Source organism: Flavobacteriales bacterium (genome assembly GCA_016715895.1).
In the GTDB taxonomy this organism is placed as follows: domain Bacteria; phylum Bacteroidota; class Bacteroidia; order Flavobacteriales_F; family PHOS-HE28; genus PHOS-HE28.
Window position 1 is genome coordinate 845,478 of record JADJXH010000003.1, and the last position, 13,158, is coordinate 858,635.

The following is a 13,158-nucleotide window of genomic DNA, read 5'->3' on the forward strand; positions in this document are numbered from 1 at the left end:
ACAAGGCATGTACAAGGTCGTGATGGACCAGTTCGAACATGCCGCCGACATCATGGGCCTGGACCCGGGTGTACGGAAGATCCTGGCCAAGACCAACAGCGAGATCGTGGTCCACTTCCCCGTGAAGCTGGACAACGGCACCATCGAGGTCTTCACAGGCTACCGCGTACAGCACAACAACGCGCTGGGGCCCTACAAGGGCGGCCTGCGCTACCACCAGACCGTGGACCTCGACTCCGCCCGTGCGCTGGCCATCTGGATGACGTGGAAGACCGCGCTCGCAGGCCTGCCATATGGCGGTGGCAAAGGCGGCGTGGCGATCAATCCCAAGCTCTATTCGAAGAGCGAACTGGAGCGCATCACACGCCGCTTCACCTATGCGCTGGGGGATAACATCGGCCCCGACCTGGACATCCCGGCGCCCGATGTGAACACCAATCCGCAGATCATGGCCTGGATCGCGGACACCTACTCCAGCACCAAGTCGCCCGCCACGCGCTTCGCCAACCTGCATGTGGTGACCGGCAAGCCGCTGGGTGCCGGCGGACTGGAGGGCCGCGACCGGTCCACCGGGTTCGGTGTGGTGGCCACGTTGAAGGCCTGGTCCAAGCGCACGGGCAAGCCCCTGAAGGGCATGCGCTTCATCGTGCAGGGCTTCGGCAACGTGGGCTACTGGACCTCGCACTTCCTGGCCAAGGAAGGGGCCGTGCTCATCGCCGTGCAGGACGCCAGTGCCACCATCCACAACGGGAACGGCATCGATCCCGAGGACCTGATCCGCCACGTGGAGGCCAACAACCGGAGCATCTCCGGCTACGCCAAGGCCGGCACCATGGCACCCGAGGAGTTCTTCGGCCTGCCGTGCGACATCGTGGTGCCCGCCGCCCTGGGCAACCAGATCACTGCGGCCAATGCGGGAAGCATCAAGGCCCAGGTGGTGGCCGAAGGCGCCAATGGCCCCACGGACACCGAAGGCGAGGCCATCCTGCGCGCCAATGGCGTGGACATCATCCCCGACATCCTCTGCAACAGCGGCGGCGTGATCGGCAGCTACTACGAGTGGTTGCAGAACAAGCGCAGCGAGATCTGGAAGATCGACCAGGTGCTGGGCATGATCCAGGAGAAGATCGACACCGCCTTCGAACAGGTGGTGGACACGGCCCAGGAGTTCAAGGTGAACTGGCGCGACAGCGCCTACATCGTGGCCCTGCGGCGCCTGGAGAAGACCTACAAGGAACGCGGCATCTTCCCATAGCATGCAGCACCTGGGTGTTCTGAAGGAAAGCGAGCGCCGCCGCTTGGTGGCGCTCGCCCCCGCGGGGGTGAAGCGCTTGTCGGCCCAGTTGCGCGTGAGCGTGCAGCGCGGCGCCGGCAGGGCGGCGGGCTACTCCGACGAGGCCTATGCGCAGGCAGGCGCCACACTGGTGGAGCACCGCGAGGAGATCCTGCGCGGATGCGACCTGGTGCTGGGGCACGACAGCCATTACCGCGGCGAGGACATCGGCGGACCGAAGACCTTCATCGGTTTCCTCAACGTGCTGAACGAGCGCGATGTGGTGGGCCACTACCGCAGGCCCGGCATCACGCTCCACAGCCTCGACCTCATCCCGCGCACCACCCTGGCGCAGGCCATGGACGTGCTCTCGTCGGTGGCCTCCATCAGCGGCTACCAGGCCGTGCTGCTCGCCGCCGAGCGCTCCCTGGCCACCGTGCCGATGATCACCAGCGCCGGTGGCACACTGCGTCCGGCGCGCTTCCTGATCATGGGTGCCGGTGTGGCGGGCCTGCAGGCCATCGCCACCGGGCGTCGTCTGGGCGCCATCGTGCGTGCCTATGATGTGCGTTCGGCCTCCCGCACCGAGGTGGAGAGCCTCGGCGCCACCTTCATCGAGGTGGAGGGCGCCGTGGAGGACCGCAAGGCGGGCGGCTATGCCGTGGAGCAGACACCCGAGCACCTGGAGCGCATCCGGCAGGTGATCCATGCGGAGGCCGCGCAGGCCGATGTGATCATCACCACCGCCAGGATCCCCGGGCGCAAGGCCCCGTTGCTCATCACCGAGGACATGGTGCGCGGCATGAAGCCCGGCGCCGTGGTGGTGGATCTGGCCGCGGCCACCGGTGGCAACTGCGCGCTCACCGAGCCCGACTCCACCGTGATGTACGAGGAGGTGACCATCCTGGGCCCCACCGCCATCGAATGCGGCTGCGCCCATTCCACTTCCTTCCTGCTCTCCAACAACTACACCACCTTCATCGAGCACCTGCTGAAGAACGCGGGCAACCCGGCCGACGAGATCCTCAAGGCCACGCGCGTCGTGGAGGACGGCACGGTGGTGAACGAACGCTACCTGGCCCTGGCCGCAACCGCCTGAACCCATGAACGAACTCCACTACCAGCTCACCACCATCGACGGCGCGTTCGTGCTCGCCTTGAGCCTGCTGCTGGGCTTCGAGGTGATCCGCAACGTGCCTGCGGTCCTGCACACCCCCCTCATGTCCGGCTCCAACGCCATCAGCGGCATCATTCTCTTCGGAGGCATCACCCAGCTGCTTGCCGCCGGGCCGGGAGAGACCCTGGTGGTGGTGCTCTCCTCGCTGACCATCCTGCTTGGTGCGGTGAACATGGCCGGCGGCTTCTTCGTCACCCATCGCATGCTGGACATGTTCCGCGCCACGAGCAAGCGTAATACCGAGCACTGACCGTGGGCATCCTATACCTCCTTGCCACCCTGGGCCTGGTGCAGGGCCTGAAGCTCATGGGCGAGCCTTCGCGCGCGCGCACCGGCAACCTGCTGGCCGCCGCAAGCGCATTGCTGGCCTTGGTGGCCGTTACCTGGGCCTCCTACCGGCCGGAGAGCGTGGGCGCACACCTCATCCTGCTGCTACTGCTGCTTGTGGCCGCAACGGTGATCGGCCGTGTGTGGAGCTACCGCGTGCCCATGACCTCCATGCCGCAACTGGTTTCCATTTTCAACGCACTGGGGGGCCTCAGCGCCGTGCTGCTGGGTGTGAACCAAGTGCTTGCCATGGGCATCCTGCCCGCGAACCGCTTCGGATCCACCGTTCTCATGCTCGGTGTGGCCCTCGGCGGGCTGGCCTTCACCGGCAGCATGGTGGCCTACCTGAAGCTGGACGGCCGCAAGCTTCCACGCGGCAACCGCCTCCATAGGCTTGGTGCGCGCATGCTGCTGCTGGGCATGCTGCTGGCACTGGCGCTGCTGTGGGTGCTGCCCGATGCCTTCGGGTCCCTCGCCCTGTTGCTGATGCTGGTGGCCGTTGCCTCCTTGGTCTACGGCATCCTGTTCACCCTTCCCATCGGCGGTGCCGACATGCCGGTGCTCATCGCCCTGCTCAACGCGCTCACCGGAGTGGCCACCCTGCTGGCCGGCCTCATCTTCAAGGACCCGGTGATGCTCATCGGTGGTATCCTGGTGGGCGCCACCGGCCTGATCCTCACCGTGCAGATGAGCAAGGCCATGAACCGCACGCTGCGCAGCGTGCTGGCCGGTTCCATCAAGAGCGCCCGCGGTGGCGCTGCGGAAACCGAGGAGCAGGTGCGCCCGGTTACCGCGGTTGAGACCGCTTCCATGCTCGCCTTCGGTAAACACATCGCCATCGTGCCCGGCTATGGCATGGCCGTGAGCCAGGCCCAGCAGGCCGTGTACGAAATGCAGGGCCTGTTGCAGCGCATGGGTGCGGGTGTGCACTACATCATCCACCCGGTGGCGGGCCGCATGCCCGGTCATATGAACGTACTGCTCGCAGAGGCCAACGTGCCCTATGCCAGCATCCACGGCATGGAGGAGGTCAATGATCACATGGACCGCTACGATGTGGTGCTCGTGATCGGCGCCAATGACGTGGTGAACCCCGCTGCTGAGTCCGATCCGGATTCCAGCATCCACGGAATGCCCATCATCCGCGCCTACAAGGCCAAGCAGGTGGTGGTGTTCAAGCGCGGCATGGCCAAAGGCTATTCCGGCGAACGCAACCTCCTCTTCGAACGACCCAACTGCCGCGTGCTCTTCGGCGATGCCAAGGAGAGCGTGAAGGCCATCATCGACGAACTCAAACGCATCTGACCATGGAGAACCCCCGCCTGATCGTTTCCGAGAAGGAGCGCGACCTGATGCGCTCCTGGATCATCGGCCACACCGCACCCGACATCCAGGTACGCAACAGCCTTGACCGGCTCTACAAGGAACTAGGCACCGCCGACGTGCGCAAGGAAGAGGACATGCCCCATGATGTGGTGCGCGTGTGCAGCATCGTGGACGTGGGCATGCCCGCCGGCCGCAAGAACGGCCTGCAACTGGTGATGCACGCCGATGCCGACCTCAAGCAGAACAAGCTCTCGGTGCTGTCCGTCCTCGGCTCCGCACTGATCGGCTACCGCCAAGGCGCCACCATCATGTGGAAGCTGCCGCAAGGCGACCAGACCATCACGCTCGAGAAGGTTGACAACTCCCGCTGCGATGTGGAAGCCTTGAGGGAGTAACATCCACGGAGGACCGCATCATCGAACAGACCAGTTGGAGGGAGCGTTGCTGCCACGGCAGCAATGCTCCCTCCTCCACATCATTCCTTCCCCACATCTTGAACTCACGCTTCCTTCCATCATCCATCCTGCCCGGCATCCTCTTCGCTGTGGTGCTTGCCACGTCAGGCTGCTCCCCGTCAGCACCGCCGCCCGCACCGGACCGCTTCCCCGTGACCGCCCCCCTGGTGGGCGACACCGCGATCGCGAAGGACTACGTTGCCGAGGTCCACAGCGTGCAGTTCGTGGAGGTGCGCAGCCACATCGGGGGCTACATCGAACGGATCCACGTGGATGAAGGACAGCTGGTGAACGCCGGACAACCGCTCTTCGACGTGAGCAGCGCGGACCGCGGCCTGGAACTGCAACGCGCCATCGCCGCGCTGAAAGTGGTGCAGGCCGAGCTCGCCGCCGCCGAGGTGGAGCTCCGCAACACCGCCGCCCTGGTGCAGCAGAACATCTCCTCACAGGCCGAACTGGACCTGACCCGCGCCCGCGTGGACGCCCTGCGCGCCCGGGTGGAGGAGTCCGCCTCCGCGCGTGATCAAGCCGCGCTGAACCTGTCCTACTCGCTCATCAAGGCCCCCTACCGCGGCAAGATCAACCGCATCCCGTTCAAGACCGGCAGCATCGTGCAGGAGGCCGATGTGCTCACCACCATCACCGACAACAGCGAGATGTTCGCCTACTTCCACTTGTCGGAGCTGGATTACCTGCAGCTGCGCGACCTGTTCCGCGACACCACCCTGCGCCGGGTGACCCTGCTGCTGTCCAGCGGCGAGACCTATGAACACCAGGGCCGCATCGAGGTGGCCGAGACCGAGTTCGACCGCGCGACCGGCAACATCGCCATCCGCGCGCGCTTCCCCAATCCCGACGGTGTATTGAAGCACGGCGCCAACGCCAACATCGTGGTGCGCCGTCCGCTGAAGGATGCCCTGATGGTGCCGCAGCGCTCCACCTTCGAGGTGCAGGACAAACTGTACGTGATGGTGGTGAGGCCGGACAGCACCGTGGAGCAGCGCAGCATCACCACCTCATTCCGCCTGCCCGACCTCTACGTGGTGCAGAGCGGCCTGAAGCCCGATGAACGCATCGTGTTCGAGGGCGTGCAACGGCTGCGGCACGATGACCGCATCGTGCCCGCACCGGTGGGCCGGAAGGAGGTGTTGAACAAGATCGGCAACCACTGACCCTGCCGCCATGTTCGCCCGCTTCATCCACCGGCCGGTCCTTTCCATCGTCGTCTCGGTCATCATCGTGGTGCTGGGCCTCATCGGCCTGCAGCAGCTGCCCATCACGCAGTTCCCCGACATCGCACCGCCCGAGGTGAACGTGACCACCAACTACACCGGGGCCAACGCCGAGACCAGCGTGAAGGCCGTGGTGACCACGCTGGAGCGTGCCATCAACGGCGTGCCGGGCATGCAGTACATGAACAGCGTGAGCGGCAACGATGGCGAGAGCATCATCCAGATCATCTTCAAGCCCGGCATCGACCCCGATCTCGCCGCCGTGAACGTGCAGAACCGGGTGAGCACCACCCTGGACGAACTGCCCGAGGAGGTGACCAAGAGCGGGGTGGCGGTGGAGAAGGTGCAGAACAGCATGCTGCTCTACATCAACGTGCTGAGCACCGACCCTACGCACGACGAGAAGTTCCTCTACAATTACGCGGATATCAACGTCCTCAAGGAGATCAAGCGGATCGAGGGCGTGGGTTTCGCCGACATCCTGGGCGTGCGCGAATACGCCATGCGCGTGTGGCTGAAGCCCGACCGCATGCGCTACTACGGCATCGATGCACAGGACGTGGTGGACCGCCTGCGCCAGCAGAACGTGGAGGCCGCGCCCGGCAAGATCGGGGAGAGCTCCGGCAAACGGGCGCGCACCCTGCAGTACGTGCTGCGCTACACGGGCAAGTTCAACACCCCGGAGGAGTATGCCAACATCGTGGTGCGCGCCACCGACGAGGGCGAGCTCGTGCGCCTGAAGGACATCGCCGACGTGGAATTCGACTCGCAGGACTACAACGTGCTGAGCAAGGAGAACGGACGGCCCTCCGCCGCCATCATGCTGAAGCAGCGCCCCGGCACCAACGCCAAGGAGGTGATCGACGACATCAAGGCCACCATGGCGCGCATCGAGGCAACGTCGTTCCCTCCGGGCATGACCTACACCTTCAGCTACGACGTGAGCCAATTCCTGGACGCCTCGATCAGCAGCGTGCTCTGGACCCTGCTCGAGGCCTTCATCCTGGTGGCCCTCGTGGTCTACATCTTCCTGCAGGACCTGCGCAGCACGCTCATCCCCATCATCGCCATCCCGGTGTCGCTGGTGGGCACCTTCTTCTTTATGGACGTGCTCGGCTTCTCGCTGAACCTGATCACCCTCTTCGCCCTAGTGCTGGCCATCGGCATCGTGGTGGACAACGCCATCGTGGTGATCGAGGCCGTGCACGCCAAGATGGAGCGGACGGGCCTCGTTCCGCGGGAAGCCACGGAAGCCGCGATGAAGGAGATCAGCGGGGCCATCATCGCCATCACCCTGGTGATGTCCGCCGTGTTCATCCCCGTCTCGTTCATGGAAGGCCCCTCCGGCATCTTCTACCGCGAGTTCAGCCTCACCATGGCCATCTCCATCGTGCTCAGCGGCATCACGGCGCTCACCCTCACACCGGCGCTGTGCGCCTCCTTCCTGAAGAAGGTGGACCACCACGCCCCGCGCCCCGGCCGTCTGGGCCGCTTCTTCACCGGCTTCAACACCTGGTACGACGGTCTCGGCGCCCGGTACAAGACCCTGGTGGGGGCCATCGCCAACCGGCGCACGGTGACCTGGGGCCTGCTGATCGGCTTCTCGGTGGCGGCCGGCCTCACGGGCTCGCTCGTGCCCACGGGCTTCATTCCCAACGAGGACCAGGGCACCATCTACGCCAACATCAACGCACCGAACGGCGCCACCATCGACCGCACCGAACGCGTGGCCGACGAGATCCAGCAGGTGGCCGACAGCCTGGACGCCGTGGACAACGTGAGCAGCCTGGCCGGCTACAGCCTGCTCTCCGAAGGCACCGGCGCCACCTACGGCATGAACCTGATCAGCCTGAAGAACTGGGAGGACCGCGCGCAAAGCGACCAGGAGGTGATCGCCGAGCTGATCGAACGCACCAAGCACATCAAGGACGGTGAGATCGAGTTCTTCACCCCGCCGCCCGTGCCCGGCTATGGCAACTCCAGCGGCTTCGAGCTGCGCCTGCTCGACCAGTCCGGAAGCGACGACCTCAACGCACTGCAGCAGGTGGCCAATGACCTGGTGCGCGCGCTGAACCAGCGGCCCGAGATCAACAACGCCTTCACCACCTTCAACGCCAGCTTCCCGCAGTACCTGCTCCACCTGGACATGGACCTGGCCGCCGAGAAGGGCATCACCGTGGAGAACGCGATGAGCACCCTGCAGACCATGATCGGCAGCGAGTACGCCACCAACTTCATCCGCTTCGCGCAGATGTACCGCGTGATGGTGCAGGCCGATCCGGAGTACCGCGCCGAACCCGATGACATCCTGAAGCTCTACCTCAGGAACGACAAGGGCGAACTGGTGCCCTACAGCACCTTCCTGCGTATCGAGAAGGTGTACGGTCCCGAGCAGATCACGCGCTATAACATGTACCCCTCGGCCATGGTGAACGGCCAGCCCGCTCCGGGCTACAGCAGCGGCGATGCCATCCAGGCGATCCGTGAGGTGACGGCAGAGGTGCTGCCCCGCGGCTACGGCTACGACTGGGCCGGCTCCTCCCGCGACCAGGCCAATGCGGGCAACCAGGCCATCATCATCTTCGCCATCAGCCTGCTCTTCGTGTACCTGCTGCTGGCCGCGCAGTACGAGAGCTTCCTGCTGCCGCTGCCGGTGCTGCTGTCGCTGCCCGTGGGCATCTTCGGCGCGCTCTTCTTCCTGCTCATCATGGGGCTGGAGAACAACATCTACGCGCAGATCGCCATGGTGATGCTGATCGGCATCCTGGGCAAGAACGCCATCCTCATCATCGAGTTCGCCACCCTGCGCCACCGCTCCGGCGCCAGCGCGTTCGATGCCGCCGTGGAGGCCGCCAACGACCGCCTCCGCCCCATCCTGATGACCAGCTTCGCCTTCATCGCGGGCCTGATCCCGCTGATGATGGCCAGCGGCGCAGGCAAGATCGGCAACAACACCATCGGCTCCGCAGCCGCGGGGGGCATGCTCTTCGGCACCATCTTCGGCGTGATCGTGGTGCCCGGGCTCTACGTGGTGTTCGCCACCCTGTCCGACCGCCTGAAACGCACCGGCCGCAAGGACGAGATCGCCTTCACCGAAACGCTTTGAGCACCATGGCCCGCATCCACCTTCCCGCCCTGGCGCTCGGTGCCGCCCTCTTCACCGGTTGCGCCTCCCTGGATGATCCGCTGAAGGCCCCGCAGCAGGTGCAGCCCGCGTCCTATGCCGGCACAACTGCCGACACGGCCAATGCCGGAACCACCGACTGGCGCACCTACTTCAACGACCCGCTGCTGGTGCAGCTGATCGACACCGCGCTGGCCCGCAACCTCGACCTGCAGATGGCGCTGCAGCGTGTGGAGATGGCGCGTGCCGGGGCGCGTGCCGCGCGCGGTGCGCAGCTCCCCACCGTGGGCCTCAACACCACGGCCGCCATGCGCCGCTTCGGCCTCTACACCATGGACGGGGCGGGCAACATCGTCACCGAGATCGTGCCCGGCAAGCTCATCCCCATCGACCTGCCCGATCTCTACATCGCCCTGCAGGCCACCTGGGAGGTGGACATCTGGGGACGCCTGCGCAACCAGCGCAAAGCGGCCGTTTCGCGCATGCTCGCCAGCCAGGAGGGCGCCCACCTGGTGATGACCAACGTGGTGGCCGACGTGGCGGTGGCCTACTACGAACTGGTGGCGCTGGACAACGAACTGGCCATCCTCCGCGAAACGGTGGTGCGCCAGGAGGAGGCGCTGAACGTGATCGAGCGGCAGAAGGACGCCGGACGCGCGAACGAGCTGGCCGTGCAGCAGTTCGAGGCACAGCTCCTGGGCACCAAGGCGCTGCAGAAGGAGATCGAACAGCGCATCGTGGCCACCGAGAACCTCATCAACCTGCTGCTCGGCCGTTTTCCGCAACCCGTGCAGCGCAACGCCGCCGGCCTGGCCGGCCCGCTGCCCGCCGATCCCGCCGTGGGCCTGCCCGCCCAACTGCTGCGCAACCGGCCCGACATCCGCGCCGCCGAACTGGAGTTGATGGCCGCACGCTTCGACCTGAAGGCCGCGCGTGCCGGCTTCCTGCCCAACCTCAACATCACGGCGGGCTATGGCTACCAGGCCTTCGACCCGACGTTGCTGTTCGAGAGCCCCTCATCCATTGCCTATCATTTGGTGGGGGGCCTGTTCACCCCACTGCTGAACCGCAACGCCCTCAAGGCACGCTTCCGCGAGGCCAGCGCCCAGCAGCTCGCCGCCGTGTTCGCCTACCAGCAACGCATCATCACCGGCCATGTGGAGGTGATGAACGAGCTGAGCAACCTGGGCAAATTGCGCGAGGCAGGTGACCTGCGTCGTCAACGGAACGACGTGCTGCAAGCCTCGGTGGACGTATCGCGCGAGCTGTACCGCAATGCGAAGGCCGGCTACATCGAGGTGTTGCTGGCCCAACAGAACGCCCTTTCCGCGAACCTGGAACTGGTGGAGGTGCAGAAGCGGCAGCGCTTCGCCCTGGTGGACCTGTACAAGGCCCTGGGCGGCGGATGGTCCGATCAGCGCCGGTGATCGGGCAGGTGGACCGGCCGGCCTGTAGGTAAAGTCTGGCACGCCATCCGGGCGAACGTGGCGCGCGGCGATCAGGCCGCCGCCTCGTGCTCCGGGCAATCGGTGCGCAGCTCGGCCACGGCCAGGTCCGTTCCCAACAACTGGCAGTGGTGCCGGCCCTTGCGATCGCCGCGGTAGTGTGCGCAGGTCCAGCACATGCGTTGCACCTGCACATCACCGCTTTCAAGCAGCGACGCCAGCAGGCGCATCAAGGCCAGCAACAGGGTCTCGCGTTCATGCAGGGGCAGGGTGGCCAGCGCCTCGGTGAAGGGCCCACCCGCAGGCAGCCAGCGCCGCCCGGCCGCCGTGAGCCGCAGCGCATGGCTGCGGCCATCGTGCGGATCGGGCTTCCGCAGCAGCAGGCCGCGTTCCACCAGGAGCGCCACACTGTCGCTCACCGTGGGCCGTGTCACCTGCAGCTCTTCCGCCAAACGCGCCACGCCCACGGGCTCACCGGGGTGGTCGGACACGAAACCCAAGATGCGGATCTGCAGGGGGCTGAGCCCGGCGCCCGTGGCCTGCTGCCAACGCAGGGCACGCGCCACCTCCCCGATGCGCTCCAGCACCCGGGCCAGGTGCGCATCCAGCGCTTCATCAGCGGCGTGTTTCCGGGCCATGGTCGAAAGGTATCGTGAACAAAGGGACCCGGCACGCACGGCCGGGTCCCCTGCTGTTCAACCGGGCCTCCTCAGCCCTTCACCTCGGCCATGCTCGCGCCGTGGTTGATGTGCAGCACATCGCTGCCGATGACCAGGGCGGGCACGCTCTTCACGCCGGCGGCCTCGGCCTCGGCAATGCGGCCGCGGTCCTGGCCCAGATGAACGAATTCCACCTCGAACCTGCTGCGGTCCACCAGTTCGGTGATCCGATCCTCCGCGTTGATGCATACCGGGCAACCGGCATGGTAGAAGACTGCCTTTTCCATGTTGTTGGGGTTAGGTATTGATGTGATCGGGCGGGGACGTCCTTCCCGGGGGCAAATATAGTTAGGCTTCCTTACCTTTGACCCCCGCCTACCACATTCCGATGCGCACGACCCTCCTCCTGACCGGCCTTCTCCTGTGGAGCGGCCTGCATGCCCAACAACGCACGAACATGAACGAACAAACGAAAGCGGCCGAAGTGGCCGTGTGGGACACCTACGTCACCCGCAAGGACGGCCGGGTGATGCACTTCGACATCATCGCACCCAGCAGCCAGCGCGACACCGCCGTGATCCACGGCCATGGCCGCGCCTACCTGGAGCGCAAGGGCGAGGGCGGACAGCCCCTCACGGCGAAGGAGTGCCGCTTCTGCCACGTGCGAGCACTGCACCCCCAATGGGAGACCAACATTCACCGCCAGGGCTATTTCATCCTGGAGATCGAGAACTGCGACTGAGCGGCCGTCGCTACGCCCCCAGCGGCTCGAACCGCGCCTGGAAGAAGCGCAGGTACTTCGGCTCGTAGGTCATCCGCAGGCCGGCGATGCGGTCGCGGCGCTCGTACACGCGTTGTACGCTCTCGGCCACCACGTCCATGTGGGCCTGGGTGTACACGCGGCGCGGGATGGTGAGGCGCACCAGCTCCAGCTCGGGGTAGCAGTGGTCGCCGGTGCTCTTGTCGCGGCCGGCGCTCACGATGCCGCGCTCCATGGCGCGCACCCCGCTGTCGATGTACAGCTCGGCGGCGAGCGCCTGTGCGGGGAAAGCGAGCTGCGGCAGGTGCGGCAGGAAGGCCTTTGCATCCAGGAAGATGCCGTGCGTGCCCACGGGACGCACAATGGGGATGCCCATGTCGATGAGCTTCTGCCCGAGATAGAACACCTGCCCCACCCGCGCGCGGATATGGTCGTCCTGCACGCTTTCGGCAATGCCGATGGCCATGGCCTCCATGTCCCGTCCGGCGAGGCCGCCGTACGTGTGCAGTCCTTCGTAGATCACCACCCTATTGCGCGCCTCCTCGAACACATCCCACTCATTGGTGGCCATGAAGCCGCCGATGTTCACCAGCGCGTCCTTCTTGGCGCTCATAGTGGCCCCGTCGGTGAGCGAGCAGATCTCCCGCACGATATCCGCCACGCTGCGCTCGGCCTGTCCCGGCTCCAGCAGCTTGATCATGTAGGCGTTCTCGGCCACGCGCGTCATGTCGTGGATGATGCGGATGCCGTGCTTCGCGGTCAGCTCCCGCAGGGCCTTCAGGTTGGCCAGAGAGATGGGCTGCCCACCGGCCATGTTCACCGTGGTGGCGATGGAGACGTAGGGGATCTTCTTCGCGCCGTGCTCGTCGATGACGCGCTGCAGCTTGGCGAGGTCCACGTTGCCCTTGAAGGGGAAGGTGCTCCGCGGATCGTGCGCCTCGTCCACGATGATATCCACGAAGGTGCCGCCCGCCAGCTCCTGGTGGAGCTTGGTGGTGGTGAAGTACATGTTGCCGGGCACGATGTCGCCGGGCTTGATCAGGATCTGCGAGAGGATGTTCTCCGCGCCGCGTCCCTGGTGGGTGGGCACGAGGTATTTGTAGCCGTAGAACTTCTTCACCGCCTCCTCCAGGTGGTAGTAGTTGCGGCTGCCGGCATACGCCTCATCACCGAGCATGAGCCCTGCCCACTGCCGGTCGCTCATGGCACTGGTGCCGCTGTCCGTGAGCAGGTCGATGTAGACCAGCTCGGAGCGCAGCAGAAAGGTGTTGTAGCCCGCTTCCTCAATGGCCTTCACGCGTTGTTCACGCGTGGTCAAGAAGAGGGGTTCGACCATCTTGATCTTGAAGGGCTCGGCCCAGGATGTCTTGTGCATGGGGT

General features: G+C 65.6%; 12 protein-coding genes. 9 read left to right on the forward strand and 3 right to left on the reverse strand.

Annotated features, from left to right (window positions below):
• The first annotated feature begins 22 nt into the window (after positions 1 to 22).
• The 8 genes from IPM49_03910 (at position 23) to IPM49_03945 (ending at position 10,341) form a co-directional block, all read left to right on the forward strand.
• On the forward strand, positions 23 to 1,255 hold the full coding sequence (locus IPM49_03910) for a Glu/Leu/Phe/Val dehydrogenase (protein ID MBK9273669.1): 1,233 nt from the start codon (positions 23 to 25) through the stop codon (positions 1,253 to 1,255).
• Between the two features lies 1 nt (position 1,256).
• Positions 1,257 to 2,372 (forward strand): NAD(P) transhydrogenase subunit alpha, encoded by a 1,116-nt coding sequence (locus IPM49_03915; protein MBK9273670.1) that lies wholly within the window; start codon positions 1,257 to 1,259, stop codon positions 2,370 to 2,372.
• A 4-nt stretch (positions 2,373 to 2,376) separates the two neighbouring features.
• Positions 2,377 to 2,700 (forward strand): NAD(P) transhydrogenase subunit alpha, encoded by a 324-nt coding sequence (locus IPM49_03920; GenBank protein ID MBK9273671.1) that lies wholly within the window; start codon positions 2,377 to 2,379, stop codon positions 2,698 to 2,700.
• The gene (locus tag IPM49_03925; GenBank protein MBK9273672.1) at positions 2,697 to 4,082 is read left to right on the forward strand and encodes an NAD(P)(+) transhydrogenase (Re/Si-specific) subunit beta; all 1,386 of its coding nucleotides are present in this window, start codon (positions 2,697 to 2,699) and stop codon (positions 4,080 to 4,082) included. The genes IPM49_03920 and IPM49_03925 overlap by 4 nt, the downstream gene beginning before the upstream one ends.
• Before the next feature lie 2 nt (positions 4,083 to 4,084).
• A complete protein-coding gene (locus IPM49_03930) occupies positions 4,085 to 4,498 on the forward strand; it encodes a GreA/GreB family elongation factor (GenBank protein MBK9273673.1) in 414 nt (137 codons plus the stop codon).
• Positions 4,499 to 4,710: 212 nt separating this feature from the next.
• Positions 4,711 to 5,730, forward strand: coding sequence for an efflux RND transporter periplasmic adaptor subunit (locus IPM49_03935; protein ID MBK9273674.1), 1,020 nt, complete (start codon positions 4,711 to 4,713; stop codon positions 5,728 to 5,730).
• 10 nt (positions 5,731 to 5,740) lie between these two features.
• Positions 5,741 to 8,896 (forward strand): efflux RND transporter permease subunit, encoded by a 3,156-nt coding sequence (locus tag IPM49_03940; protein ID MBK9273675.1) that lies wholly within the window; start codon positions 5,741 to 5,743, stop codon positions 8,894 to 8,896.
• 5 nt (positions 8,897 to 8,901) lie between these two features.
• On the forward strand, positions 8,902 to 10,341 hold the full coding sequence (locus IPM49_03945) for a TolC family protein (protein ID MBK9273676.1): 1,440 nt from the start codon (positions 8,902 to 8,904) through the stop codon (positions 10,339 to 10,341).
• 71 nt (positions 10,342 to 10,412) lie between these two features.
• Here the strand turns inward: IPM49_03945 and IPM49_03950 are convergent, their stop codons facing one another.
• Both IPM49_03950 and IPM49_03955 read right to left on the reverse strand, forming a co-directional pair.
• Positions 10,413 to 10,997 carry a MarR family transcriptional regulator gene (locus IPM49_03950; GenBank protein MBK9273677.1) on the reverse strand — a complete coding sequence of 195 codons (585 nt, stop codon included), beginning with the start codon at positions 10,995 to 10,997 and terminating at the stop codon, positions 10,413 to 10,415.
• Positions 10,998 to 11,068: 71 nt separating this feature from the next.
• Positions 11,069 to 11,305 (reverse strand): thioredoxin family protein, encoded by a 237-nt coding sequence (locus IPM49_03955; protein MBK9273678.1) that lies wholly within the window; start codon positions 11,303 to 11,305, stop codon positions 11,069 to 11,071.
• A gap of 170 nt (positions 11,306 to 11,475) precedes the next feature.
• On the opposite strand from IPM49_03955, the gene IPM49_03960 reads away from it, so the two are divergent.
• Positions 11,476 to 11,760, forward strand: a complete 285-nt coding sequence (locus IPM49_03960) for a DUF2024 family protein (GenBank protein MBK9273679.1) — start codon at positions 11,476 to 11,478, stop codon at positions 11,758 to 11,760.
• Between the two features lie 10 nt (positions 11,761 to 11,770).
• On the opposite strand, the gene IPM49_03965 is transcribed toward IPM49_03960, so the two are convergent.
• Positions 11,771 to 13,153, reverse strand: coding sequence for a tyrosine phenol-lyase (locus IPM49_03965; GenBank protein ID MBK9273680.1), 1,383 nt, complete (start codon positions 13,151 to 13,153; stop codon positions 11,771 to 11,773).
• Positions 13,154 to 13,158: the final 5 nt, after the last annotated feature.

Bases quoted from the DNA above. Each gene is read 5' to 3' on its own strand.
- IPM49_03940 (MBK9273675.1), top strand. From the start codon at position 5,741: ATGTTCGCCCGCTTCATCCACCGGCCGGTCCTTTCCATCGTCGTCTCG.
- IPM49_03960 (MBK9273679.1), top strand. From the start codon at position 11,476: ATGAACGAACAAACGAAAGCGGCCGAAGTGGCCGTGTGGGACACCTAC.
- IPM49_03950 (MBK9273677.1), bottom strand. From the start codon at position 10,997: ATGGCCCGGAAACACGCCGCTGATGAAGCGCTGGATGCGCACCTGGCC.
- IPM49_03945 (MBK9273676.1), top strand. From the start codon at position 8,902: ATGGCCCGCATCCACCTTCCCGCCCTGGCGCTCGGTGCCGCCCTCTTC.
- IPM49_03955 (MBK9273678.1), bottom strand. From the start codon at position 11,305: ATGGAAAAGGCAGTCTTCTACCATGCCGGTTGCCCGGTATGCATCAAC.
- IPM49_03965 (MBK9273680.1), bottom strand. From the start codon at position 13,153: ATGCACAAGACATCCTGGGCCGAGCCCTTCAAGATCAAGATGGTCGAA.
- IPM49_03910 (MBK9273669.1), top strand. From the start codon at position 23: ATGGACCAGTTCGAACATGCCGCCGACATCATGGGCCTGGACCCGGGT.
- IPM49_03930 (MBK9273673.1), top strand. From the start codon at position 4,085: ATGGAGAACCCCCGCCTGATCGTTTCCGAGAAGGAGCGCGACCTGATG.
- IPM49_03920 (MBK9273671.1), top strand. From the start codon at position 2,377: ATGAACGAACTCCACTACCAGCTCACCACCATCGACGGCGCGTTCGTG.
- IPM49_03915 (MBK9273670.1), top strand. From the start codon at position 1,257: ATGCAGCACCTGGGTGTTCTGAAGGAAAGCGAGCGCCGCCGCTTGGTG.